The organism is Nocardioides sp. GCM10027114, assembly GCF_042659625.1.
Taxonomy (GTDB): Bacteria; Actinomycetota; Actinomycetes; order Propionibacteriales; family Nocardioidaceae; genus Nocardioides.
Genome location: NZ_JBHSSS010000026.1, coordinates 257,830 through 282,220 on the forward strand (window position 1 = coordinate 257,830; position 24,391 = coordinate 282,220).

General features: G+C 70.9%; 21 protein-coding genes and 1 tRNA gene. 16 read left to right on the forward strand and 6 right to left on the reverse strand.

All coding sequences use genetic code 11. The annotated features are described in order from the left end of the window. The first annotated feature begins 2 nt into the window (after nt 1–2). From ACFP2E_RS15630 to ACFP2E_RS15695, 14 genes are all read left to right on the forward strand, one after another. Complete coding sequence (locus ACFP2E_RS15630; protein ID WP_378523733.1) at nt 3–557, forward strand: NuoB/complex I 20 kDa subunit family protein; 555 nt, start codon at nt 3–5, stop codon at nt 555–557. Then, nucleotides 554–1,291: an NADH-quinone oxidoreductase subunit C gene (locus ACFP2E_RS15635; protein WP_378523734.1), complete on the forward strand. Its 738-nt coding sequence runs from the start codon at nt 554–556 to the stop codon at nt 1,289–1,291. Before ACFP2E_RS15630 ends, ACFP2E_RS15635 begins: the two co-directional genes overlap by 4 nt. After that, complete coding sequence (locus ACFP2E_RS15640; RefSeq protein ID WP_378523735.1) at nt 1,291–2,658, forward strand: NADH-quinone oxidoreductase subunit D; 1,368 nt, start codon at nt 1,291–1,293, stop codon at nt 2,656–2,658. The genes ACFP2E_RS15635 and ACFP2E_RS15640 overlap by 1 nt, the downstream gene beginning before the upstream one ends. Nucleotides 2,659–2,669: 11 nt before the next feature. After that, entirely contained in the window at nt 2,670–3,431 is a 762-nt protein-coding gene (nuoE, locus tag ACFP2E_RS15645; protein ID WP_378524173.1) for an NADH-quinone oxidoreductase subunit NuoE, read from the forward strand. Continuing rightward, entirely contained in the window at nt 3,428–4,747 is a 1,320-nt protein-coding gene (gene nuoF / locus ACFP2E_RS15650; RefSeq protein WP_378523736.1) for an NADH-quinone oxidoreductase subunit NuoF, read from the forward strand. The genes nuoE and nuoF overlap by 4 nt, the downstream gene beginning before the upstream one ends. Next, complete coding sequence (locus ACFP2E_RS15655) at nt 4,744–7,206, forward strand: NADH-quinone oxidoreductase subunit G (protein ID WP_378523737.1); 2,463 nt, start codon at nt 4,744–4,746, stop codon at nt 7,204–7,206. The genes nuoF and ACFP2E_RS15655 overlap by 4 nt, the downstream gene beginning before the upstream one ends. Before the next feature lie 68 nt (nt 7,207–7,274). Continuing rightward, nucleotides 7,275–8,591 (forward strand): NADH-quinone oxidoreductase subunit NuoH, encoded by a 1,317-nt coding sequence (gene nuoH, locus ACFP2E_RS15660; RefSeq protein WP_378524174.1) that lies wholly within the window; start codon nt 7,275–7,277, stop codon nt 8,589–8,591. Beyond that, entirely contained in the window at nt 8,591–9,136 is a 546-nt protein-coding gene (nuoI, locus tag ACFP2E_RS15665; protein WP_378523738.1) for an NADH-quinone oxidoreductase subunit NuoI, read from the forward strand. The genes nuoH and nuoI overlap by 1 nt, the downstream gene beginning before the upstream one ends. Beyond that, entirely contained in the window at nt 9,136–9,948 is an 813-nt protein-coding gene (locus tag ACFP2E_RS15670) for an NADH-quinone oxidoreductase subunit J (RefSeq protein WP_378523740.1), read from the forward strand. The genes nuoI and ACFP2E_RS15670 overlap by 1 nt, the downstream gene beginning before the upstream one ends. Then, on the forward strand, nt 9,945–10,238 hold the full coding sequence (gene nuoK, locus ACFP2E_RS15675; protein WP_378523741.1) for an NADH-quinone oxidoreductase subunit NuoK: 294 nt from the start codon (nt 9,945–9,947) through the stop codon (nt 10,236–10,238). Before ACFP2E_RS15670 ends, nuoK begins: the two co-directional genes overlap by 4 nt. Nucleotides 10,239–10,251: 13 nt before the next feature. Next, a complete protein-coding gene (nuoL, locus tag ACFP2E_RS15680) occupies nt 10,252–12,219 on the forward strand; it encodes an NADH-quinone oxidoreductase subunit L (protein ID WP_378523742.1) in 1,968 nt (655 codons plus the stop codon). Beyond that, nucleotides 12,216–13,745: an NADH-quinone oxidoreductase subunit M gene (locus tag ACFP2E_RS15685; RefSeq protein WP_378523743.1), complete on the forward strand. Its 1,530-nt coding sequence runs from the start codon at nt 12,216–12,218 to the stop codon at nt 13,743–13,745. The genes nuoL and ACFP2E_RS15685 overlap by 4 nt, the downstream gene beginning before the upstream one ends. A gap of 2 nt (nt 13,746–13,747) precedes the next feature. Beyond that, nucleotides 13,748–15,337 carry an NADH-quinone oxidoreductase subunit NuoN gene (gene nuoN / locus ACFP2E_RS15690; RefSeq protein WP_378523744.1) on the forward strand — a complete coding sequence of 530 codons (1,590 nt, stop codon included), beginning with the start codon at nt 13,748–13,750 and terminating at the stop codon, nt 15,335–15,337. Nucleotides 15,338–15,342: 5 nt separating this feature from the next. Then, on the forward strand, nt 15,343–16,338 hold the full coding sequence (locus ACFP2E_RS15695) for a polyprenyl synthetase family protein (protein WP_378524175.1): 996 nt from the start codon (nt 15,343–15,345) through the stop codon (nt 16,336–16,338). 99 nt (nt 16,339–16,437) lie between these two features. On the opposite strand, the gene ACFP2E_RS15700 is transcribed toward ACFP2E_RS15695, so the two are convergent. Beyond that, a complete protein-coding gene (locus ACFP2E_RS15700; RefSeq protein WP_378523745.1) occupies nt 16,438–18,483 on the reverse strand; it encodes a PhoX family protein in 2,046 nt (681 codons plus the stop codon). A gap of 90 nt (nt 18,484–18,573) precedes the next feature. Then, entirely contained in the window at nt 18,574–19,482 is a 909-nt protein-coding gene (rarD, locus tag ACFP2E_RS15705) for an EamA family transporter RarD (protein WP_378523746.1), read from the reverse strand. Nucleotides 19,483–19,500: 18 nt separating this feature from the next. On the opposite strand from rarD, the gene ACFP2E_RS15710 reads away from it, so the two are divergent. Beyond that, nucleotides 19,501–19,926, forward strand: a complete 426-nt coding sequence (locus ACFP2E_RS15710) for a hypothetical protein (protein ID WP_378523747.1) — start codon at nt 19,501–19,503, stop codon at nt 19,924–19,926. Nucleotides 19,927–19,940: 14 nt separating this feature from the next. On the opposite strand, the gene ACFP2E_RS15715 is transcribed toward ACFP2E_RS15710, so the two are convergent. The 3 genes from ACFP2E_RS15715 to ACFP2E_RS15725 form a co-directional block, all read right to left on the reverse strand. Beyond that, nucleotides 19,941–21,074, reverse strand: a complete 1,134-nt coding sequence (locus tag ACFP2E_RS15715) for a 2-oxoacid:ferredoxin oxidoreductase subunit beta (RefSeq protein ID WP_378523748.1) — start codon at nt 21,072–21,074, stop codon at nt 19,941–19,943. Next, complete coding sequence (locus ACFP2E_RS15720) at nt 21,074–22,969, reverse strand: 2-oxoacid:acceptor oxidoreductase subunit alpha (protein WP_378523749.1); 1,896 nt, start codon at nt 22,967–22,969, stop codon at nt 21,074–21,076. The genes ACFP2E_RS15715 and ACFP2E_RS15720 overlap by 1 nt, the downstream gene beginning before the upstream one ends. 147 nt (nt 22,970–23,116) lie before the next feature. Beyond that, a complete protein-coding gene (locus ACFP2E_RS15725; protein ID WP_378523750.1) occupies nt 23,117–23,608 on the reverse strand; it encodes a YajQ family cyclic di-GMP-binding protein in 492 nt (163 codons plus the stop codon). Between the two features lie 135 nt (nt 23,609–23,743). Between ACFP2E_RS15725 and ACFP2E_RS15730 the strand changes: the two genes are divergently transcribed. Further along, a tRNA-Tyr gene (locus ACFP2E_RS15730) sits at nt 23,744–23,826 on the forward strand. A gap of 57 nt (nt 23,827–23,883) precedes the next feature. Here ACFP2E_RS15730 and ACFP2E_RS15735 read toward each other — a convergent pair. Continuing rightward, on the reverse strand, nt 23,884–24,391 hold a 508-nt coding region (locus tag ACFP2E_RS15735; RefSeq protein ID WP_378523751.1), incomplete at its 5' end, for an HNH endonuclease.

A 24,391-nucleotide genomic window follows, 5' to 3' on the forward strand; every position in this document is an offset into this window, starting at 1 on the left:
CCATGGGTATCGAAGAGAAGCTCCCGAGCGGCGTCCTCCTCACCACCGTCGAGGGCGTGGCCGGCTACATGCGCAAGGCCAGCTTCTGGCCCGCGACGTTCGGTCTCGCCTGCTGCGCCATCGAGATGATGACGACCGGCGGCCCGAAGTACGACCTCGCCCGCTTCGGCATGGAGGTCTTCCGGGCCAGCCCCCGCCAGGCCGACCTGATGATCGTCGCCGGCCGGGTCAGCCAGAAGATGGCGCCGGTGCTCCGGCAGATCTACGACCAGATGGCCGAGCCCAAGTGGGTGCTCGCCATGGGCGTGTGCGCCAGCTCCGGCGGCATGTTCAACAACTACGCGGTCGTCCAGGGCGTCGACCACGTCGTCCCCGTCGACATGTACCTCCCCGGCTGCCCGCCGCGCCCCGAGATGCTCATCGACGCCATCCTCAAGCTCCACGACCAGGTGCAGCACGGCAAGCTCGGCAGCAACCGTGCCAAGCAGATCGAGGAGCTCGAGACCGAGCGCCTCAACGCGCTGCCGACCTCCGAGATGCGAGGCATGCTGCGATGACCGACGACCAGAAGACCACCGGCGCCACCGAGCCCGGGAACGAGCCCGGCTCCGAGGTCCTCCCCGAGGGTGCCCGCACCGAGGAGGCCGTCGGCGTCCGCCGCGGCATGTTCGGCGCCTCCGGCACCGGCGACACCAGTGGGTACGGCGGCATGGTCGCGCCGATCGTCCGCCCCGGCGCCGCCGAGCGCCCGTTCGGCGGCTGGTTCGACGACGTCGCCGACGCCCTCGAGCAGCGGCTCGGCGAGCACGACCTCCTCGGAGCGATCGAGAAGGTCGTCATCCACCGCGGCGAGATCACCTTCCACGTCCGCCGCGAGCACCTCGAGACCGTGGCCCGGACCCTGCGCGACGACGCCGCGCTCCGCTTCGAGTTCTGCGCCGGCGTCAGCGGGGTGCACTACCCCGACGACACCGGCCACGAGCTGCACGCCGTCTACCACCTGCTGTCGATGACCCACAACCGCCGGATCCGGCTCGAGGTCTCCTGCCCCGACAGCGACCCCCACATCCCCAGCATCGTCGCGGTCTACCCGACCAACGACTGGCACGAGCGCGAGACCTACGACATGTTCGGGATCGTCTTCGACGGCCACCCCGCGCTCACCCGCATCCTCATGCCCGACGACTGGCCGGGCCACCCCCAGCGCAAGGACTACCCGCTGGGCGGCATCCCCGTCGAGTACAAGGGCGGCACCGTCCCGCCGCCGGACCAGCGGAGGTCGTACAGCTGATGAGCACCACCGACCACGGCACCCAGCAGGGGACCCAGCAGGACGTCTACGCCGGCTCCGCCGAGACCAGCGCCGGCCGGGTCTTCACCGTCACCGGCCAGGACTGGGACTCGATCACCGAGGGCCTCGGCGAGGCGGCCGAGGAGCGGGTCGTCGTCAACATGGGCCCGCAGCACCCGTCCACCCACGGCGTGCTCCGGCTGATCCTCGAGCTCGAGGGCGAGACGGTCACCGAGGCCCGCTGCGGCATCGGCTACCTCCACACCGGCATCGAGAAGAACATGGAGTACCGCACCTGGGTGCAGGGCACCACGTTCTGCACCCGGATGGACTACCTCAGCCCGTTCTACAACGAGGCCACCTACGCCCTCGGCGTCGAGCGGCTTCTCGACATCGAGGACGACATCCCGGAGAAGGCCCAGGTCATGCGGGTGCTCCTCATGGAGCTCAACCGCCTCTCCTCCCACCTCGTCGCGATCGCGACCGGCGGCATGGAGATCGGCGCGCTGACCGTGATGACCATCGGCTTCCGCGAGCGCGAGCTGGTCCTCGACCTGTTCGAGCTGATCACCGGCCTGCGGATGAACCACGCGTTCATCCGCCCCGGCGGTGTCGCGCAGGACCTGCCGCCGGGCGCGCTCGACGAGATCCGCGACTTCATCGCGCTGATGAAGAAGCGGCTGCCCGAGTACGCCGCCCTGTGCAACGCCAACCCGATCTTCAAGGCCCGCCTCGAGGGCGTCGGCCACCTCGACCTCGCCGGCTGCATGGCGCTCGGCCTCACCGGCCCGGTGCTCCGCAGCACCGGCTACCCGTGGGACCTGCGCAAGTCGCAGCCGTACTGCGGCTACGAGGAGTACGACTTCGAGGTCCAGACCTGGGACACCGCCGATTCCTACGGGCGGTTCCGGGTGCGGCTCAACGAGATGCACGAGTCGCTGAAGATCGTCGAGCAGTGCGCCGACCGGCTCGCCGGCCTCGAGGGCGCGCCCGTCATGGTCGGCGACAAGAAGATCGCCTGGCCCTCGCAGCTCGCGATCGGCAGCGACGGCATGGGCAACAGCCTCGACCACATCCGCCACATCATGGGCGAGTCGATGGAGGCGCTGATCCACCACTTCAAGCTGGTGACCGAGGGCTTCCGGGTGCCGGTCGGCCAGGCCTACGTGCCGGTCGAGTCGCCGCGCGGCGAGCTGGGCGCCCACGTCGTCTCCGACGGCGGCACCCGTCCGTTCCGGGCGCACTTCCGCGACCCGTCGTTCACCAACCTGCAGGCGACGAGCGTGATGTCCGAGGGCGGCATGGTCGCCGACGTCATCGTCGCCATCGCCAGCATCGACCCCGTGATGGGAGGCGTCGACCGGTGACCACCGCCGACATGGGTCGGGCCCGGCAGGGCATCGACGAGAAGACCTGGGCCGAGCTCGAGCAGATCGCCGCGCGCTACCCGCAGAAGCGCTCGGGCCTGCTGCCGATGCTGCACCTCGTGCAGTCCGTGCAGGGCAGGGTCACGCCCGAGGGGATCGAGGCCTGCGCCGACGTCCTCGGGATCACCGCCGCCGAGGTCAGCGGCGTCGCGACGTTCTACACGATGTACAAGCGCCGTCCGGTCGGCGACTACCACGTCGGCGTCTGCACCAACACGCTCTGCGCGGTCATGGGCGGCGACCTGATCCTCGAGCGGCTCAAGGAACACCTCGACATCGGCAACGACGAGACGACTGCTGACGGCAAGGTGTCGCTCGAGCACGTCGAGTGCAACGCGGCCTGCGACTACGCCCCGGTGATGATGGTCAACTGGGAGTTCATGGACAACATGACCCCGGAGTCGGCCGTCGCGCTCGTCGACGACCTCCGGGAGGGCCGCGAGGTCCACTCCACCCGCGGCCCGCGGATCTGCACCTGGCGCGAGGCCGAGCGCGTGCTCGCCGGCTTCCCCGACGACCTCGCCGACGAGGGCCCGGCCGCCGGGCCCGCCAGCCTGGTCGGCCTCGAGATCGCGCGGGAGCGTGGCTGGACCGCTCCCGACGCCGGCCGCGACGCCGGCGACGGCCGCACCGCCGACTCCAAGGAGGAGGCGGTCGACCAGGCCGACACCGCGCGTGCGGAGTCCGAGACCGAGCAGGAGGAGGGCAAGTGACCGACACCCTGACCCCCGTCCTCACGGACAACTGGGACGCCGAGCGCAGCTGGACCCTGGCGTCGTACGAGGAGCGCGGTGGCTACTCCGCGCTGCGCAAGGCCCTCGGGATGCCGCAGGACGCGGTCATCGAGGAGGTCAAGGAGTCGGGCCTGCGGGGCCGCGGCGGCGCGGGCTTCCCGACGGGCATGAAGTGGGGCTTCATCCCGCAGGAGAACCCCAACCCCAAGTACCTCGTCGTCAACGCCGACGAGTCCGAGCCGGGCACCTGCAAGGACACCCCGCTCATGATGGCGAGCCCGCACACCCTCATCGAGGGCGTGATCATCAGCTCCTACGCCATCCGGGCCAACCACGCCTTCATCTACGTGCGCGGCGAGATCCTCCACGTGATCCGCCGGCTTCAGCGGGCGGTGCAGGAGGCCTACCTCGCGGGCCACCTCGGCAAGAACATCCACGGCTCCGGCTACGACCTCGACCTGGTCGTCCACGCCGGCGCCGGCGCCTACATCTGCGGCGAGGAGACCGCGCTGCTCGACTCCCTCGAGGGGCGTCGCGGCCAGCCGCGGCTGCGGCCGCCGTTCCCCGCGGTCGCGGGCCTCTACGCCAGCCCGACGGTCATCAACAACGTCGAGTCGATCGCGTCGGTGCCCAGCATCATCCAGAACGGCCACGGCTGGTTCGCCTCGATGGGCACCGAGAAGTCCAAGGGCTACGGCATCTTCTCCCTCTCCGGCCACGTCACCCGGCCGGGGCAGTACGAAGCGCCGCTCGGCATCACGCTGCGCGAGCTCATCGACCTCGCCGGCGGCATCCGCGAGGGCCACGAGCTGAAGTTCTGGACCCCCGGGGGCTCGAGCACCCCGATCCTCACCGCCGAGCACCTCGACGTGAAGCTCGACTTCGAGGAGGTCGGCGCCGCCGGCTCGATGCTCGGCACCCGCGCCTTGCAGATCTTCGACGAGACCACCTGCGTGGTCCGCGCCGTGCTGCGCTGGACGGAGTTCTACAAGCACGAGTCCTGCGGCAAGTGCACCCCGTGCCGCGAGGGCACCTGGTGGCTCGTCCAGACGCTCGCGCGGCTCGAGAAGGGGCAAGGGAGCGAGCAGGACCTCGACCTGCTGCTCGACCAGTGCGACAACATCCTGGGCCGCTCGTTCTGCGCGCTCGGCGACGGCGCCACCAGCCCGATCTCGAGCTCCATCCAGTACTTCCGCGACGAGTACCTCGCGCACCTCACCCACGGCGGATGCCCGTTCGACCCGGCCGCCTCCACCGTGTTCCCGTCCAGTGCGACCGCCGGAGCCAGCGCATGACGACCGACAGCACCGAGAAGGCGCCCGAGAAGGCCGACCTCGTCACCCTCACCATCGACGGGGTCCAGGTCAGCGTGCCCAAGGACACCCTGGTGATCCGGGCCGCGGAGCAGGTCGGCGTGGCGATCCCGCGCTTCTGCGACCACCCGCTGCTGGCGCCCGTCGGCGCCTGCCGGCAGTGCCTCGTCGAGGTCCCCGACGCCGGCAACGGCCGCGGCTTCCCGAAGCCGCAGGCGTCCTGCACCCTCCCGGTCGCGGAGGGCATGGTCGTCCAGACCCAGGCCACCAGCGAAGTCGCCGACAAGGCGCAGCAGGGCGTCATGGAGTTCCTGCTGATCAACCACCCGCTCGACTGCCCGGTCTGCGACAAGGGTGGCGAGTGCCCGCTGCAGAACCAGGCCATGTCGAACGGCCGCGGCGAGAGCCGGTTCTCCGCCTCGGGCGGCGTGAAGCGGACCTTCCCCAAGCCGATCAACGTCTCCGCGCAGGTGCTGCTCGACCGCGAGCGCTGCGTGCTGTGCGCCCGCTGCACCCGCTTCTCCGAGCAGATCGCCGGCGACCCGTTCATCGCGCTCGTCGAGCGCGGTGCCCTGCAGCAGGTCGGCATCTACGAGAAGGAGCCGTTCGAGTCCTACTTCTCGGGCAACACGATCCAGATCTGCCCGGTCGGCGCGCTCACCAGCGCCGAGTACCGCTTCCGGTCGCGCCCCTTCGACCTCGTCTCGTCGCCGTCGGTCGGCGAGCACGACGCCTGCGGCTCCGCGATCCGTGTCGACCACCGCCGCGGCAAGGTGATGCGCCGCCTCGCGGGCAACGACCCCGAGGTCAACGAGGAGTGGATCACCGACAAGGACCGGTTCGCCTTCCACTACGCCACGCAGGACGACCGGATCACCTACCCCCAGGTGCGTGACACCGACGGCACGCTCCGCCCGGCCTCGTGGCCGGAGGCGTTCGCCGTCGCCGCCCGCGGCCTCGCCGCGGCCGGTGCCTCCGCCGTGCTGCCCGGAGGCCGGGTCACCGCCGAGGACGCCTACGCCTACGCCAAGTTCGCCCGGGTCGCGCTCGGCACGAACGACGTCGACTTCCGCGCCCGGCCGCTGTCCGCCGAGGAGGAGGCGTTCCTCGCCGCCGAGGTGGTCCTCACCCAGCGCGTCTCGTACGCCGACCTCGAGCGCGCCGCCACCGTCGTCCTCGCCGGCCTCGAGCCGGAGGAGGAGGCGGGCGCGATCTTCCTGCGGCTGCGCAAGGCGTCCCGCTCCCGGGGCGCCACCCGCGTGCTCTCCATCGCGCCGTACACCTCCCGCGGCCTGCGGAAGATGAACGGCCAGCTGCTCCGGACCCGGCCCGGCGACGAGGCCGACGCGCTCCGCGCGCTGGTCGACCACGCCGAGCACGGCATCGACTCGACCGCCGTCATCCTCGTCGGCGAGCGGCTCGCGACCTCTCCCGGCGCGCTCACCGCGGCCGCCGAGCTCGCCGCCCGCACCGGCGCCCGGCTGGCCTGGGTGCCGCGCCGCGCCGGCGACCGCGGGGCCGTCGAGGCCGGCTGCCTGCCGACGCTGCTGCCCGGAGGCCGCCCGGTCGCTGACGCGTCCGCCCGGGTCGACGTCGCCGCCGCCTGGGGCGTCGACGAGCTGCCCCACGGCCCCGGCCGCGACGCCGACGCGATCGTCGCCGCGGTGAACGCCGGTGAGATCGGCGGCCTCGTCGTCGGCGGCGTGGACCCCGACGACACCGCCGACCCTGCTGCCACACGGGCCACCCTCGAGGCGGCCCGGTTCGTGGTCGCCCTCGAGCTGCGCGAGACCGACGTGACGCGCGCGGCCGACGTGGTGTTCCCGGTGGCGCCGGTGACCGACAAGGCCGGCACCTTCGTGACCTGGGAGGGTCGCCCCCGGCCGTTCGCCGCCGTCTTCAGCAACCCAGGATCCTTGCCCGACGTCCGGGTCCTCGCCGGGATCGCCGAGGAGCTGCAGGCGCTCGGCCACGGCCGCGCGCTCGGCTTCCGGGCCGTCGAGGAGGCCCGTGCCGAGCTGGAGCAGCTCGGCGCCTGGGACGGTGCCCGGCCGGCGCTCGCCGGTCCGCACACCGAGGCCACGCCCGTCGCCGACGAGGCGCAGGCGGCCTCCGCTGCACCGCCGGCCGACGGTGACGCGGCGCCGGTCACCCTGGCGACCTGGAGGACGATGCTGGACAACGGCCGGATGCAGGACGGCGACAAGAACCTCCGCGCCACCGCGCCGGTTGCCGTCGCCCGGGTGTCCGAGGCCGTCTACGACCGCGTCGGACCGGCTGTCACCCTCACCGGTGACCGCGGCTCGGTGACGCTGCCGACCGAGATCGCCGACCTCGACGACGACGTCGTGTGGGTGCCGGCCAACTCGTTCGGCGCCGGAGTCCTGGCCGGCCTGTCCTCGCCGGGCGGCCGCGTCTCGCTGAAGGGAGCCGTGCAGTGATCTCGACCGGTGTGATCTCCGGGGTCAGCTCCGGGGTCCTGGGCACGGCCCCGCTCGACGGCCCGGACCTGTCCGACTTCGGCCAGGACCCGTGGTGGCTGATCATCATCAAGGCCGTCCTGGTCTTCCTCGTCCTGGTGCTGCTCACGCTCTTCAACATCTGGGCGGAGCGTCGCGTGGTGGCGCGGATGCAGCACCGCGTCGGCCCCAACGTGCACGGCCCCTTCGGGCTGCTGCAGTCGCTGGCCGACGGCGTGAAGCTGGCGCTGAAGGAGGACATCATCCCCAAGGCCGCCGACAAGGTGGTCTTCGTGCTGGCCCCCGTGATCACGGTGATCCCGGCGTTCGTCACCTTCGCGGTCATCCCGTTCGGGCCCGAGGTGAAGGTGCCCTTCACCGACATCACCACGCCGCTGCAGCTGACCGACATGCCGGTCGCGGTCCTGTTCGTGCTCGCGATCGCCTCGATCGGCATCTACGGCATCGTGCTCGGCGGCTGGTCCAGCGGCTCGACGTACTCCCTGCTCGGCGGCCTGCGGTCGAGCGCCCAGATGATCTCCTACGAGGTCGCCATGGGCCTCGCGCTCATCGCGGTGTTCCTCTACGCGGGCTCGATGTCGACCTCGGAGATCGTCACCGCCCAGGACGACCTCTGGTACGGCCTGATCCTGCTGCCGTCGTTCGTGGTCTACATGATCGCGATGGTCGGCGAGGTCAACCGGGCGCCGTTCGACCTCCCCGAGGCCGAGGGCGAGCTGGTCGGCGGCTTCCACACCGAGTACTCCAGCCTGAAGTTCGCGCTGTTCTTCCTCGCCGAGTACATCAACATGGTGACGGTCTCGGCGCTGGCCACGACGCTCTTCCTGGGCGGCTGGGCCGCTCCGTGGGGGATCGAGCACATCTGGGCCGGGGCCAACGAGGGGTACTGGCCGGTGCTGTGGTTCCTCGGCAAGGTGATGTCCTTCGTCTTCATCTTCATCTGGCTGCGCGGCTCGCTGCCCCGCCTGCGCTACGACCAGTTCATGATGTTCGGCTGGAAGCGGCTGATCCCGGTCGCGCTGGCCTGGATCGTCGCCGTCGCCGTCATCCGCGCGATCTCGCTGGACGGCCGCATCGAGCGTGAGTACCTCCTCGGCGGCATCGGCGTCCTCGCCCTGCTGTTCCTGGTGCTCTTCTTCTTCGGCGAGGCCGAGGAGGCGGCGAGCGAGCCCGACCAGCAGCCCGCCGACGAGACTGTCCGAACCGGCCCGGCCGACGCGTTCGCCGGGGGCTACCCCGTTCCGCCCATGCCAGCCGGGGGCCCCGTCCGCGGCGCCGCCCGCCCGCTGGTGCACGAGTCCAGTGCGTCCCGACGTTCCGGTGAACCGACCGGTGAGGAGATCTGATGGCTGAGCCGAAGGGACTCAGGGAGCAGTTCTGGGACCCGATCGCGGGTTTCGGGGTCACCTTCCGCACGATGTTCAAGAAGGTGGTCACGGAGCAGTACCCCTTCGAGAAGAACCCGACCGCCCCGCGCTTCCACGGCCGGCACCAGCTCAACCGCTGGCCCGACGGCCTCGAGAAGTGCGTCGGCTGCGAGCTGTGCGCCTGGGCGTGCCCGGCGGACGCGATCTACGTCGAGGGCGCGAGCAACACCGACGAGGAGCGCTACAGCCCCGGTGAGCGGTACGGCCGCGTCTACCAGATCAACTACCTGCGCTGCATCCTGTGCGGCCTGTGCATCGAGGCCTGCCCGACCCGGGCGCTCACGATGACCAACGAGTACGAGCTGGCCGACGCCACCCGCGAGTCGCTGATCTACGAGAAGTCCGACCTGCTGGCGCCGCTGCTGCCCGGCATGGAGCAGCCGCCGCACCCGATGCGGCTCGGCGACGACGAGGGCGACTACTACCGCGGCACCTTCCGCGCGACCGAGGAGGCCGAGCGCTGATGCTGTTCTGGACCCTCGCGCCGGTCATCGTGCTGGCCGCGCTCGGCGTGCTCTTCGTGCGCAAGGCGGTGCACGCCGCGCTGCTGCTCGCGGTCGTCATGATCAGCCTGGCGGTGCTGTACGCCGCGCTGGAGGCGCCGTTCCTCTTCGCGGTGCAGATCATCGTCTACACCGGCGCGATCCTGATGCTCTTCCTGTTCGTGGTGATGCTGGTCGGTGTCGACGCGTCCGACTCGCTGGTCGAGACGATCCGCGGCCAGCGGGTGCTCGCCATCGTCGGCGGGCTGGTCCTCGGCGTCGTCCTCGGGCTCGGTGTCGGCCAGGTCGCCATGGGCACGGCCGTCGGGCTCGCCGACGCCAACGAGGGCGGCAACATCCAGGCCATCGCCAACGTGCTCTTCTCCAAGTACGTCGTCGCCTTCGAGGTCACCGCGGTCCTGCTGATCACCGCAGCGCTCGGAGCGATGGTGCTCGCCCACCGCGAGCGGCTGACGCCCAGGGACAGCCAAGCAACCCTGGCCGCCCGCCGGATGCGCGACTACGCGGAGAGCGGCAAGCCGCTGGGGCCGCTGCCGGCGCCGGGCGTCTACGCCCGCCACAACGCCGTCGACACCCCGGCGCTGCTGCCCGACGGGACCCCGTCCGAGGCCTCGGTCTCGCGGGTGCTCGCCGCGCGGGGCACGGTCCGGTCCGCCCCGGCGCTCGCCGACGACATCGACGACGTGCAGCGTCAGCTCGGGGTCGACCCGACGTCGACGCCGGAGACCTCCGGCCGGTCCGGCGCCCTTGCGACCACGGAGGAGGACGAGTGAACGAATACGTTGTCTTGTCGGCGATCCTGTTCACCATCGGCTCCGTCGGGGTGCTGACGCGCCGCAACGCGATCGTGGTCTTCATGTGCGTCGAGATCATGCTCAACGCCTGCAACCTCGCGCTGGTGACCTTCGCCAGGCAGCACGGCAACCTCGACGGCCAGGTCGCGGCGTTCTTCGTCATGGTCGTGGCCGCCGCCGAGGTCGTCGTCGGGCTCGCGATCATCATGACCATCTTCCGGACCCGTCGCTCGGCCTCGGTCGACGACGCGAGCCTGCTGAAGTACTGAGGGGCCTGCTCAGATGTCGCTCTCACTCACCCCTGTCCTGACGGCTGCCGCGGAGGAGCACAGCGTGCCCGTCGTGGCCGCCGGCGCGGCCGACGGCGTGTTCGCCCTGCTGTGGCTGGTGATCGCGCTGCCGCTGCTGGGCGCGCTGCTGCTGCTCGTCGGCGGCGCAGCGTTCCCCAAGCCGTTCGAGCGGTGGGGCCACCTGCTCGGCACCGCGCTGCCGATCGGCTCGTTCCTGCTCAGCCTGGTCATGTTCCTGCAGCTGCTCGGCCGCAGCGAGGACGAGCGCCAGGTGGGGCAGCAGCTCTTCACCTGGTTCGAGGCGGGCGACCTCACCGTCGAGCTCGAGCTGCTCTACGACCCGCTGACCGCGCTCTTCCTGCTGCTGATCACCGGTGTGGGCTCACTGATCCACGTCTACTCGATCGGTTACATGGAGCACGACCCGCGGCGCCGCCGGTTCTTCGGCTACCTCAACCTCTTCGTCGCGGCGATGCTGATGCTGGTCATGTCGGCGAACTTCGTCGGCCTGTTCCTCGGCTGGGAGGGCGTCGGCCTGGCGTCGTACCTGCTGATCGGGTTCTGGCAGCACAAGCCGTCCGCGGCCGCCGCCGCCAAGAAGGCCTTCGTCATCAACCGCGTCGGGGACATCGGGCTGTCGCTGGGCATCGCCCTCATGTTCGTCACCTTCGGCACCACCGACTTCGCGGCCATCAGCGAGGTCAGCTCCGAGGCCAGCGAGGCCACGCTGACCGCGCTCGGCCTGCTGCTCCTCCTCGCCGCCTGCGGCAAGTCGGCCCAGGTGCCGCTGCAGGCGTGGCTCCTCGACGCGATGGAGGGTCCGACCCCGGTGTCGGCGCTGATCCACGCGGCGACCATGGTCACCGCCGGCGTCTACCTGATCGTCCGCTCGAACTTCATCTTCGAGCTCGCCCCGACTGCGCAGACCGCGGTCGTCGTGGTCGCGGTCGTGACCCTGCTGTGGGGCGCGATCATCGGCTGCGCCAAGGACGACATCAAGAAGGGCCTCGCCGGGTCCACCATGAGCCAGATCGGCTACATGATGCTCGGCGCCGGCCTCGGCGTCGCGGGCTACGCGTTCGCGATCTTCCACCTGCTGACCCACGGCTTCTTCAAGGCCAACATGTTCCTCGGCGCCGGCTCGGTCATGCACGCCATGGACGACGACGTCGACATGCGCCACTACGGCGCGCTGCGCAAGATGCTGCCGGTCACCTTCCTCACCTTCGCGATGGGCTACCTCGCCATCATCGGGTTCCCGGGCTTCTCCGGCTTCTGGTCGAAGGACAAGATCATCGAGACGGCGCTCGCCGAGAACCTCCTCGTCGGGGTGCTCGCGATCATCGGCGCCGGCATCACCGGCTTCTACATGACCCGGATGATGCTGATGACGTTCTTCACCGAGCAGCGCTGGGCGCCCGACGCCCACCCGCACGAGTCGCCGAAGGTGATGACGGTGCCGCTGATCGTGCTGGCCGCGCTGTCCGTCCTCGGCGGCGTGATGCTGCTCGGCGACTGGATCATGGAGTTCCTCGCCCCGGTCGTCGGGACCGAGGCGCACCACGAGCCGCCGATCCCGGCCCTGGCGATCACCCTGATCATCACCGCCGTGGTGGCGCTCGGCGTGGCGACCGCCTGGTTCACCGTCGGCCGCCGTGACGTGCCGCGCTCCGCGCCGACGGAGGTCTCCTTCGTCACCCGCGCCGCTCGCAACGACATCTACGGCGACGCCATCAACGACGCGGTCGTCGTCACCCCGACCATGCGGACGGTGCGCGGCCTGACCACCGCCGACACCAAGGCGGTCGACGGCCTCGTCGAGGGCGGCTCGCTCGCGGTCGGCGGCATCGCCGGCTCGCTCCGCAAGGTCCAGAACGGCTTCGTCCGCTCCTACGCCCTGTCCGTCCTCGGCGGCGTCATCGTCGTCGTCCTCGCTCTCCTGGCGGTGAACCTCGCATGAGCTCATTCCCCTGGCTCACCACCCTGATCCTGGTGCCGCTCGTCGGCGCCCTGGTCACGCCGTTCCTGCCGCGGACGAACGACCTGCCCAAGAAGGTCGGCCTCGGCGTCTCGCTCGCGACGCTCCTCGGAGCCGCCGTGATGGCCGCCGGCTACGACGCCGGCGGGGGCATGCAGTTCACCGAGCAGGCGGAGTGGATCTCGCTCTTCGGTGCCCACTACTCGCTCGGCGTCGACGGCCTCGGCCTGGTGATGCTGCTGCTCACCGTGGTCCTCGTCCCGATCGTCATGGTCGCCTCGTGGCACGAGGTCGACGAGGGCAACCCGTCGGCGTTCTTCGCGTGGGTGCTCGCGCTGGAGGCGCTGTCGATCGCCGTGTTCGCGGCCACCGACGTGTTCCTCTTCTACGTGGTCTTCGAGGCGACGCTGATCCCGGCGTACTTCCTCGTCGGCGGCTTCGGCCGCAAGGGCCGCGGCCGGGCCGCGGTGAAGTTCCTCGTCTACCAGCTCGCCGGCGGCCTGGTGATGCTCGGTTCGGTCATCGGCCTGTACGTCGTCTCCGCCAACGCCGGTGAGCCGACCTACCTGCTCTCCGAGCTCTCCGCCCTCGACATCGACGAGGCCACCCAGCGCTGGCTGTTCCTCGGGTTCTTCATCGCCTTCGCGGTGAAGGCGCCGCTCTTCCCGGTGCACACCTGGCTGGCCGACACCACCGAGAAGGCGACCACCGGCACCTCCGTGCTGCTGGTCTGTGTCCTCGACAAGATCGGCACCTTCGGCATGCTGCGGTTCTGCCTCGGGCTGTTCCCCGAGGCCTCGCAGTGGGCGACCCCGGTCGTCGTGGTGCTCGCGCTGATCTCGATCGTCTACGGCGCGCTGGTCGCGATCGGCCAGGACGACGTGCTGCGGCTGATCGGCCTGACCTCGCTGAGCCACTTCGGCTTCATCGTGCTCGGCATCTTCGTGCTCAGCAGCCAGGGCGCCACCGGCTCGATCCTCTACATGGTCAACCACGGCATCGCGACCGCGCTGCTGTTCCTGATCGCCGGCTACCTCATCCGCCGCCGCGGGACCACCCTCATCAGCGAGATGGCGGGCAACGAGAAGGCCGCCCCGGTCCTGGCGGGCGTCTTCCTGGTGGCGGGCCTCGCGGCCTGCAGCCTGCCGGGCCTCTCGCCGTTCGTGTCCGAGCTGCTGGTGATCATCTCGGCGTTCGACTACGCCTGGTGGGCCGGCGCCGTCTCGGTGACCGCGATCGTCCTGGCCGCGGTCTACGCGCTGTGGCTCTACCAGCGGGCGATGACCGGACCCGGCCGGGCCGACCTGCCGTCGATCCCCGACCTGGACCGTCGTGAGGTCGGCACCGTCGCGCCGCTCGTCCTCGCGCTCGTGCTGTTCGGCTTCTACCCGATGCCGCTGCTCGACGTGATCAACCCGACCGTCGACACCACCCTCCAGAACGTCGGCGTGACCGACGACGCCCCCGCCGTGTCCCTTGGGAACGGCTCGGCTGAGGAAGGCCAGTAGTCATGGAGTTCGTCCAGCCGTCCATCGAGTACAGCGCCCTCTGGCCGCTGCTGGTGGTCTTCGGCGTCGCCTGCGCCGGCGTGCTCGTCGAGGCGTTCGTCGACCGGCCGCGCCGGTTCCTGGTCCAGACGGTGCTGACCGGCGTCGGCCTGCTGGTCGCGCTCGTCGGCACGATCATGGTCGCCACCGACCTCGCCGAGCTGGGGGAGGGGGCCGCCCGCGGCCTGATCGCCGTCGAGGGCACCCTCGTCGTCGACGGCCCGACCGTCTTCCTCTGGGGCCTGATCCTGGTCCTCGCGATCGCCGGCACCGCGCTGTTCGCGGAGCGCCGGCTCGAGGGCGGCGTCTCGGCCTTCGCGGGCCAGGCGGCCGCGCTGCCCGGCACCGATGCCGAGCGTGCCGCCTCCACCAAGGGGCTCGACCACACCGAGGTCTACCCGCTGCTGGCCTTCACCGTCGGCGGCATGATGATGTTCCCGGCCGCCAACGACCTGCTCACGCTGTTCGTGGCGCTCGAGGTCTTCTCGCTGCCGCTGTACCTCCTCTGCGGGCTGGCGCGCCGTCGCCGGCTGCTGAGCCAGGAGGCGGCGATGAAGTACTTCCTGCTCGGCGCCTTCTCGTCCGGCTTCTTCCTCTACGGCGTCGCCCTGGTCTACGGCTTCGCCGGCTCGATGGAGTACGGCGTCATCAACGAGGCGGTCCGCAACGACCTCGGCAACCGCAACCTGCTGCTGATCGGCATGGGAATGCTCGCGGTCGGCTTCTTCTTCAAGGTCGGCGCCGCGCCGTTCCAGGCCTGGATCCCCGACGTCTACCAGGGCGCGCCCACCGCGGTGACCGCGTTCATGTCGGCGGCCACCAAGGTGGCGGCCTTCGGCGCGCTGATGCGCGTCTTCTACGTCGCCTTCGGCGCCGACCGCTGGAGCTGGCAGCCGATGATGTGGATCGTCGCCATCCTGACGATGGTCGTCGGCGCGGTCCTCGCCATCGCGCAGAACGACGTCAAGCGGATGCTCGCCTACTCGGCCGTGGCGCACACGGGCTTCCTGCTGACCGGCGTGCTCGGCGTGCAGGCGACCAGTGCGCTGGCGCCCGGCGAGCTCTCCTCGCTCCAGGCGGTGCTCTTCTACCTCGTCACCTACGGCTTCGCGACGTTCGGCGCCTTCGCCGTCGTGACCCTGGTGCGGGACGCCTCCGGCGAGCAGTCGAACCTCTCCCGCTGGGCAGGCCTCGGGAAGGAGTCGCCGCTCGTCGCCGGCGTCTTCGCCTTCTTCCTGCTGGCGATGGCGGGAATCCCGCTCACCTCCGGCTTCATCGGCAAGTGGGCGGTCTTCCAGGTCGCGCTCGCCGCCGGCGCCTGGCCGGTCGTGATCACCGCGATCGCGGCCAGCATCGTCGCGGTCTTCTTCTACGTGCGGGTGATCGTGCTGATGTACTTCAGCGAGCCGGTCGGCGACGGTCCCAGCGTGACCCAGCCGTCGGTGCTCACCGCCTCCGCGATCGCCCTGGGCGCCGCGGTCACCCTCGTCCTCGGCATCATCCCCGGCCCGGTGCTCGACCTCGCGGCCAGTGCGGGACAATTCCTCAGGTGAGCAACATGACCGCCGGACTGGCGCTGCCCGTCACCGACGCGGGTCTCGCGGAGCGGCTCTCGGCGCGCATGGCGCGCGTCGAGGAGGCGCTCGCGGGTCATGTCCGCAGTCGGGTCGGCTTCGTCACCGCCGCCGCCAGCCACCTGATGGAGGCCGGCGGCAAGCGCTTCCGACCGCTGCTGGTGCTGCTGGCCGCCGAGACCGGCGACCGGCCCGACTCCGAGGACGTCATCACCGCGGCGTGCGTGGTCGAGCTGACCCACCTCGCGTCGCTGTACCACGACGACGTCATGGACGAGGCCGACCTGCGCCGCGGTGCCGAGTCGGCGAACGCCCGTTGGGACAACCACGTCGCGATCCTCACGGGCGACTTCCTGTTCTCGAAGTCCTCGGAGCTGACCGCCGAGCTCGGTGCCGACGCGGTGCGGATCCAGGCGCAGACCTTCACCCGGCTGGTCGAGGGGCAGATCCTGGAGACCGTCGCGCCCGCGACGGGCGAGGACCCGCTGGCCCACTACCTCGACGTGGTCGCCGGCAAGACCGGCTCGCTCATCGCCACCTCAGCCCGCTACGGCGCCCGCTTCGGCGGCGCGAGCCGCGAGGTCGAGGAGGCGCTGACGGCGTACGGCGAGATCGTGGGCAGCGCCTTCCAGCTCTCCGACGACATCCTCGACATCGCCTCCGACACCGACGAGTCCGGCAAGACCCCCGGCACCGACCTGCGCGAGGGCGTGCCGACGCTGCCGGTGCTGATGGCCCGCGCCTCGCAGGACCCCGACGACGCCCGGCTCCTCGAGCTGCTCGACAGCGACCTCACCGACGACGACGCCCACGCGGAGGTCCTCGACCTGCTGCGCAAGCACCCCGCCCTCGACGAGGCGCGCGCCTACGTCGTGGCCCGGGCCCAGGAGGCCAAGCAGCGCCTCGACGTGGTGCCCCACGGCCCGGTCCGCGAGGCCCTCGAGGCCTTTGCCGACATCGTGGCCAACCGCACCGCCTGAGGTCCCGCACGGGCGAGCTGCCACCAGTTTCACCCTGAAATGCACTGAGCTGCCGCCAGTTTCCCCGCACTGGGGAAACTGGCGGCAGCTCGGCAGGGGTCAGCGGCGGCGGTAGACCACGGCGACCGAGGGACGCGGGAAGTCGTCCGTGTGCGGCCAGGTGCTGGCCGGGCTCTCGAACGTCGCGCCGTCGACCTCGCCCGGGTGCTGGACCGCCACCCAGAGCGAACGGTCGTCGTCGGCGATCAGCGGACCGCAGGCCTCGGCGCCGCGGGGCACGGTCAGGAACTGCTGGACGTGGCCGCGCCCGGGGCCGGACACCGGCACCCGGAAGATGCCGTCGTTGGAGCCGAGCTGGTTGCCGTCGGTCGAGATCCACAGGTTGCCGGTGCTGTCGAACGTGACGTTGTCCGGGCAGCTGATCGGGCTGACCTTGGTCTTGTCGTAGCCGCCGAAGTAGGTCTCGGGGGCCTCCGGGTCGCCGCAGACGAGCAGCAGCTCCCAGGTGAAGGTCGTCGCGGCGTGGTTCTCGCCGTCCGCCGTCAGCTCGAGCACGTAGCCGTTGCGGTTGCCGGACTTCGGCGTGAGCGGGGCGCCGAGCTCGGAGCGGACCATGGAGGTCGCCACGGGGTTGGCCTCGTCGACGGGGGCCGTGGTGCCGCGACCGGAGTTGTTGGTCAGCGCGACGTAGACCTTGCCGTTCGCCGGGTTGCCCTCGACGTCCTCGGGCCGGTCCATCTTGGTCGCGCCCACCTTGTCGGCGGCCAGACGGGTGTCGATGAGCACGTCGCTCACGCTCATGCCGTCCACGAACGACTCCGTGTCGGAGGTGAGCGGGATCCAGCGCCCGGTGCCGTCGTACTTCTCGTCCTCGAGGCCGTCGCCGGTGAAGACCGCGACGTAGAGCGTGCCGTGGTCCAGCAGCGTCATGTTGTGGCGACGGGCCGCGCGGCCGCTGCGACGGTCCATCCTGTCGCGCGAGACGAACTTGTAGAGGTAGTCGTTGCGCTCGTCGTCGCCCATGTACGCCGCGACCCGGCCGTCGCGGTTGACGACGATGTTGGCGCCCTCGTGCTTGAAGCGGCCGAGCATGGTCCGCTTGCGCGGCGCCGACCCCGGACGCATCGGGTCCGTCTCGACGACCCAGCCGAAGCGGAAGGGCTCGTGGGGCTCTGTCGTGACGTCGAAGCGCGAGTCGACCTCGCTCCAGCCGCGGCCGCTGCCGGTGATGCCGTAGCGGGCGTAGGACGTGGCGTACTCCGCGGGCAGGCTGCCGGAGGCGTCGAAGTAACCGTTGAAGTTCTCCTCGCCGGACAGGATGGTGCCCCAGGGCGTGGTGCCGCCCGAGCAGTTGTTGAGGGTGCCGAGCACCTTCGTGCCGGTGGGGTCTGCGGAGGTCCGGAGCCGTTCGTCGCCGGCGGCGGGACCGGTGAGCTCGAACTGGGAACCGACGTGGAGGCGCCGGTTGTACCGTGACTTCCGGGGGTCCACCGGGAACCACGAGCCGGGGACCCGGCCGCGCTTGATCATGACGACGCTCAGGCCGTGCGACGCCATCGCGATCCGCTTCTGGGTGGCCTCGTCGTACCGGCCGGTGGGGAACATCAGCGGCTCGTCGGTGTACTCGTGGTTCACGACGAGCAGGGCGCGGTCGCGGTCGACCGGGACGACGCCGACGTAGTCGCAGTTGTAGCCGAACTGCAGGGCGGCGGCCTCCGGGGTCTGGTTGTCGACGTCGAAGGCGGGGGCCCCGGCGACCACCGGGTCGCCCCAGCGCATCACCACGTCGTGGCGGAAGCCGTTGGGCACGACCAGCGCGTCACGCTTGTTGGGTGGGACCGGGCTGAAGCCCGCGGTCGCCACGCCCCGGTCGGCCGAGCCGCCCGGCACCTTGTCAGCGGCGGCGGCACGGGAGGTGAGGCCGCCGACGGCCAGGGTGCCGGCGCCGATCGCGGCGCCTCGCAGGACCGAGCGGCGCTGCACGGCGCGCGCCACGACGTCCTGGATGTGCTCGTTCGAGGAGGTGTTCGGGATCGGCTTGTCGCAGGCGTCACCGCACCGGTAGTGGCAGGTCATCGCGGAGCGGGAGCCGTGCGGCCCGGTGGGGAACAGGGGGAGCAGCGGGCGGTGGGTCGTCTGGGTCATCGTCGCCTCTCGGGGGTGGCTGTACACGCGCGCGAACCTAGGCAGGCACGGTGGCATCGGAGAGGTCGCCGGGTGACGGGAAGGTGACCGTCAGATGGCGGAGGCCTCCACCGTCAGCCGAAGCTGCCGGCGACGGTGGTTGACCGCCTCGAAGGTGAAGACCACCAGCGCCACCCACACCAGCGCGAAGCCGACCCAGCGGCCGGCCGGCATGTCCTCGCGGAACCACAGCACGCCGAGCGCGAACTGCAGCACGGGCGCGAGGTACTGGAGCAGCCCGAGCGTCACCATCGGGATCCGGATGGCGGCGGCGCCGAAGCAGACGAGGGGGACGGCGGTGACGATGCCCAGCGTCGTCAGCAGCAGGGCGTGGCCCGCGCCGTGGCCGCCGAAGGAGGCGTCGCCGGACCACCACAGCCAGCCGAGGAAGGTCGCGGCGAAGGGCGCGAGGAAGGCCGTCTCCACGGCGAGGCTGTCGACGGCGCCGACGTTCGCGGTCTTCTTGGCCAGCCCGTAGCTGCCGAAGGAGAAGGCGAGGACCAGCGCCACCCACGGCAGCCGCCCGTAGTCCAGCGTCAGCACGACCACGGCGGCGAGGGCGATGCCCAGCGCCACCCACTGCAACCGGCGCAGCCGCTCCCCGAGGATCAGCACGCCCATCAGGACCGTGACCAGCGGGTTGATGAAGTAGCCCAGCGAGGTCTCGACGACCCGGCCGTTGTTGACGCCCCAGATGTAGGTGACCCAGTTGACCGAGATGACGAGCGCGGCGAGCCCCAGCAGCAGCCGGGTCCGCGGGTCGGCCACGCAGGCGCGGACCTGCGCGGTGCGCCGCAGCAGCACCACGACGCCGACCATCGTCACCGCCGACCACAGCACCCGGTGGGCCAGGATCTCGCCGGCGCCGGCCGGCTCCATCAGCGGGAAGTAGAGCGGGAACGCGCCCCAGATGCCGTACGCCGCCACGCCGAAGAGGAATCCTCGACGTTGCTCCGGCACCCGAGCAGGATAGGGCCCGTGCCAGCCCACTTCCGCCCCGGCTCACTCCGCGTGCTCCCGGCCCCCCTGCTGGCCCCCTTGCTGGCCCCCTTGCTGGCGCTCGTGCTCCTGCTCGTCGGCGGCTGGGCCCTGGCCGCGGCGGGGGAGGCCGAGCCGCTGCCGGAGCGCACGATCACCTCGCGGGTGACCGACAAGCGCAACGTGCTGACCCTCCGCGGCGCCGTCGACCCGGGCCACGAGCAGCGCATCGTGCGGATCCAGAAGCGGGCCTGCGGCAGCTGCGGCTGGTTCACCTACCGCATGGTGCGCACCGACGAGCAGGCCCGGTTCGCGGTGCGGATCGACGCGCCGCGCAAGGGCTCGTGGTTCTGGCGCGCCAAGGTGCGCGAGTACGGCGGCTACGCGACGTCGTACTCCCAGGTCTGGCGGACCTGGACCGACTGACCGTCAGGCAGTGGTCAGACGACGGTCCAGGTGTCGCCGCCGCCGATGAGGCCCGCGAGCCGGTCGGCCGGCGCGGTGTCGGTGTGGCCCTGCGCGAGCTTCACCTGGTCGCGCGCCTGGTCGTCGTAGGTGGCACGCTCGACCTGCCGGAAGATCCCGATCGGCGCCTGGTGGAGGTAGCCGCCGTCGGTGAGCTGCGAGATCGCGAACGCCGTGGTCGGGTCGGCCGCGTAGGCGTCGTGGACGAGCAGGTCCGACTCGGCCACCTGGCCGGCACCGGTGCCGACCTCGACGACCTTCACGCCGCCGGTCGCGGTGTCGCGGACCAGGCCCTTGCCGCCGTTCCCGGACTCGTCGGGCGTGCCGAAGCGGATCGGCTCGCCGTGGACGAGCGGGATGATCGCGTCGGCCTTGGTGTCGGGCGACTTGATCGCGTCGAAGGCGCCGTCGTTGAAGATCGGGCAGTTCTGGTAGATCTCCACGAACGACGTGCCGCGGTGGGCGGCGGCTGCCGACAGCACCGAGGTGAGGTGCTTGCGGTCGGAGTCGATGGTGCGGGCGACGAACGTGCCCTCGGCGCCGAGCGCGAGCGCGACCGGGTTGAACGGGTGGTCCAGCGAGCCCATCGGGGTCGACTTGGTGACCTTGCCGGGCTCGGAGGTCGGGGAGTACTGCCCCTTGGTGAGGCCGTAGATCCGGTTGTTGAACAGCAGGATCGTCATGTTGACGTTGCGGCGCAGCGCGTGGATCAGGTGGTTGCCGCCGATCGACAGCGCGTCGCCGTCACCGGTCACCACCCACACCGACAGGTCCTCGCGGGCGGTCGCGATGCCGGTCGCGATCGCCGGCGCGCGCCCGTGGATGGAGTGCATCCCGTAGGTGTCGAGGTAGTAGGGGAACCGCGACGAGCAGCCGATGCCGGAGACGAAGACGATGTTCTCGCGGCGCAGACCGAGGTCGGGCAGGAAGCCCTGCACGGCCTTGAGCACGGCGTAGTCGCCGCAGCCGGGGCACCAACGGACCTCCTGGTCGCTGGTGAAGTCCTTGCCGGTCTGCTTCTGGGCCCCCTCCGGCAGCGTCGGGACGAGCTCGATCCCGCTGCGGTGCTGGGGGAACGGCAGGCCGACGGGGTTGTCGGTGGTGGTCATCAGAGCGCCTCCTGTGCCGTCGAGGTGAGGTCGACCTCGACGCCCTCGGCCTGGGCGACGAGCTCGCCGATCGCCTCGGCCAGCTCCGCGGCCTTGAGGGGCAGGCCGCGCACGTGGTTGTAGCCCACGACGTCGACGAGGTACTTCGCGCGCAGCAGCAGGCTGAGCTGGCCGAGGTTCATCTCCGGCACCAGCACCTTGTCGTAGCGCGCGAGGATCTCGCCGAGGTCCTTGGGGAAGGGGTTGAGGTGGCGCAGGTGGACCTGGGCGACGTTGTGACCGGCGCGCCGGACCCGGCGTACGCCGGCGCCGATCGGGCCGTACGTCGAGCCCCAGCCGAGCACCAGCACCTTCGCCTCGCCGCTGGGGTCGTCGACCTCGAGCGCAGGCAGCGAGTCGGCGATCCGGTCGACCTTGGCCTGGCGGGTGCGGACCATGTAGTCGTGGTTGGCAGGGTCGTAGGAGATGTTGCCGCTGCCGTCGGCCTTCTCGAGGCCGCCGATGCGGTGCTCGAGGCCCGGGGTGCCGGGCACGGCCCACGGCCGGGCCAGGGTGGCCGCGTCGCGCTCGTACGGCTGGAACTCGCCGTCCTCTCCGTGCGCCCGCGTCGCGAACGCCGGGTCGATGGCCGGCAGGTCGGCGACCTCGGGAATCCGCCACGGCTCGGAGCCGTTGGCGAGCATGCCGTCGGACAGCAGCATCACCGGGGTGCGGTAGGTGACCGCGATCCGGGCGGCCTCGAGGGCGGCGTCGAAGCAGTCGCCGGGGGACTGCGGGGCGATGACCGGGACCGGGGACTCGCCGTTGCGGCCGAACATCGCCTGCAGCAGGTCGGCCTGCTCGGTCTTGGTCGGCAGGCCGGTCGACGGGCCGCCGCGCTGGACGTCGATGATCACCAGCGGCAGCTCGGTCATCACCGCGAGGCCGATGGTCTCCGACTTCAGCGCGATGCCCGGGCCGGACGTGGTCGTCACGCCGAGGTGGCCCGCGAAGGAGGCGCCGAGCGCGGCGCCGATGCCGGCGATCTCGTCCTCGGCCTGGAACGTCGTCACGCCGAAGGACTTGTGCTTGCTGAGCTCGTGGAGGATGTCGGAGGCCGGGGTGATCGGGTAGGACCCGAGGAAGACCGGCAGCCCGGACTGCACGCCGCCCGCGACGAGGCCGTAGGCGAGGGCGAGGTTGCCGGTGATGTTGCGGTAGGTGCCGGCCGCCATCGGCGCCGGCTTCACCTCGTAGGAGACGACGAAGGCCTCGGTGGTCTCGCCGAAGTTCCAGCCGGCGGTGAACGCCGTGACATTGGCGTCGCGGATCGCGGGCACCTTGGCGAAGCGCCGCTGCAGGAACGACACCGTGGTCTCGGTCGGCCGGCCGTACATCCACGACACGAGGCCGAGCGCGAACATGTTCTTCGCGCGGGCGGCGTCCTTGCGGGACAGCCCGAACTCCTTGACCGCCTCGATCGTCATGCCGGTCAGGTCGACCTTGTGGACGGCGTACTCGGCGAGCGAGTCGTCCTCGAGCGGGTTGGACTGGTAGCCGGCCTTGGTGAGGTTGCGGGCCGTGAAGTCGTGGCTGTCGACGATGATCGTGGCGCCGCGCGGAAGGTCGCCGAGGTTGGCGCGCAACGCGGCCGGGTTCATCGCGACGAGCACGTCCGGGGCGTCGCCCGGGGTGAGGATGTCGTGGTCGGCGAAGTGGACCTGGAACGACGAGACGCCCGGCAGGGTGCCCTGCGGCGCCCGGATCTCGGCGGGGAAGTTGGGCAGGGTCGACAGGTCGTTGCCGAAGGCCGCCGACTCGTGCGTGAACCGGTCGCCGGTGAGCTGCATGCCGTCACCGGAGTCACCTGCGAACCTGATGATCACGCGGTCCAGCTGCTTGACCTGCTTGGTCACCTCGTGCCTCTTCTCCTGCCTCGTGCCTCCCGCCTCGGTGGCGCGGACCTCAACCACGATAGACGGCGGCTGATTCCCACCCCACCGATCTTTCCTGCCGGACGCGTGAGACGCGACACGCCTTCCTGTGCTGCGTCCGAAGGGCCGTCAGCGGTAGTTCGTGAACTGCACCGCGAAGTCGTAGTCCTGCTGCTTCACCAGCGCGATGACGGCCTGGAGGTCGTCGCGCTTCTTCGACGAGACGCGCAGCTCGTCGCCCTGGATCTGCGCCTTGACGCCCTTGGGGCCCTCGTCGCGGATCAGCTTGGAGATCTTCTTGGCGTCCTCGGAGCTGATGCCCTCCTTGAGCGCGACCGAGATCTTGCTGACCTGGCCGGACTGGCGCGGCTCGGAGGCGTCGAGGATCTTGAGGCTCTGGTTGCGCTTGACGAGCTTGCCCTTGAAGACGTCGAGCACGGCGTTCGCGCGATCGTCGGCGGACGCGGCGATCTCGATGGCCTGCTCGCCGCTCCACTCGATGGAGGCGTTGGTGCCCTTGAAGTCGAACCTGGTGGCGATCTCGCGAGCCGTCTGGCCCAGGGCGTTGTCGACCTCCTGACGATCGATCTTGCTGACGATGTCGAAGCTCGAGTCGGCCATGACCTGTCCTCCTGTGGGGTGGCTGTGGGGTGCCGGGTACGGCGGTCGGCCGCCGTTTTCGAGTGGCCGGCGGCCCTGCGCTATTGTTTCGCCTTGTTGCCGACCCGGCCAATCGGACGGGCGGTGGACACCCCCGGCAGGTTGCCCGAGCGGCCAATGGGAGCGGACTGTAAATCCGTCGGCTTACGCCTACGCAGGTTCGAATCCTGCACCTGCCACAGGGCGCGAAGGCCCCCGACCACGGTGTTTCCCGGGTCGGGGGCCTTCGTCGTTTCTCAGGCAGCGAGGGTGAGCTCGGCCCAGCCCACATCGACCCGGCATCCATCGGTGGTCGAGTGGCGGAGCGTGTCGCGACCGGGCAGCGGTGGCGCATGTGACTGGTGCTGGTGGCCGGTGGGGGTGGTGACCTCGATCCGGTGCCGCTGGCCTGGTCTTGATCGTGGTCGGGCGCGCCAGCCGGGGGCTTCCTTGGCGTGGTTGCAGGCCTCGCATCGGCCGGTGAGGTTGGTCTCGGTCGTGGGGCCGTCGGCGTGGACCGGGGTGGTGTGGTCGGTGTGCCTGATGGGGGCGTCGCACCAGGGGGTGCGGCAGGTGCCGCCGTCGCGGAGCCTCACCAGCTGCGCAAGCCCCGCGGGGACGCGACGTTGGCGTGAGTCAATGGCGACCAGGGCGCCGGTGTCGGAGTGGGTGAACAGCCGCCGCAGCCAGGTGGTGGTCCCGGTGTCGAGGGCGTGGGCGATGAGGTCGCGGGCCCACGCGGCGGGCACCGGGCCGTAGCCGTCG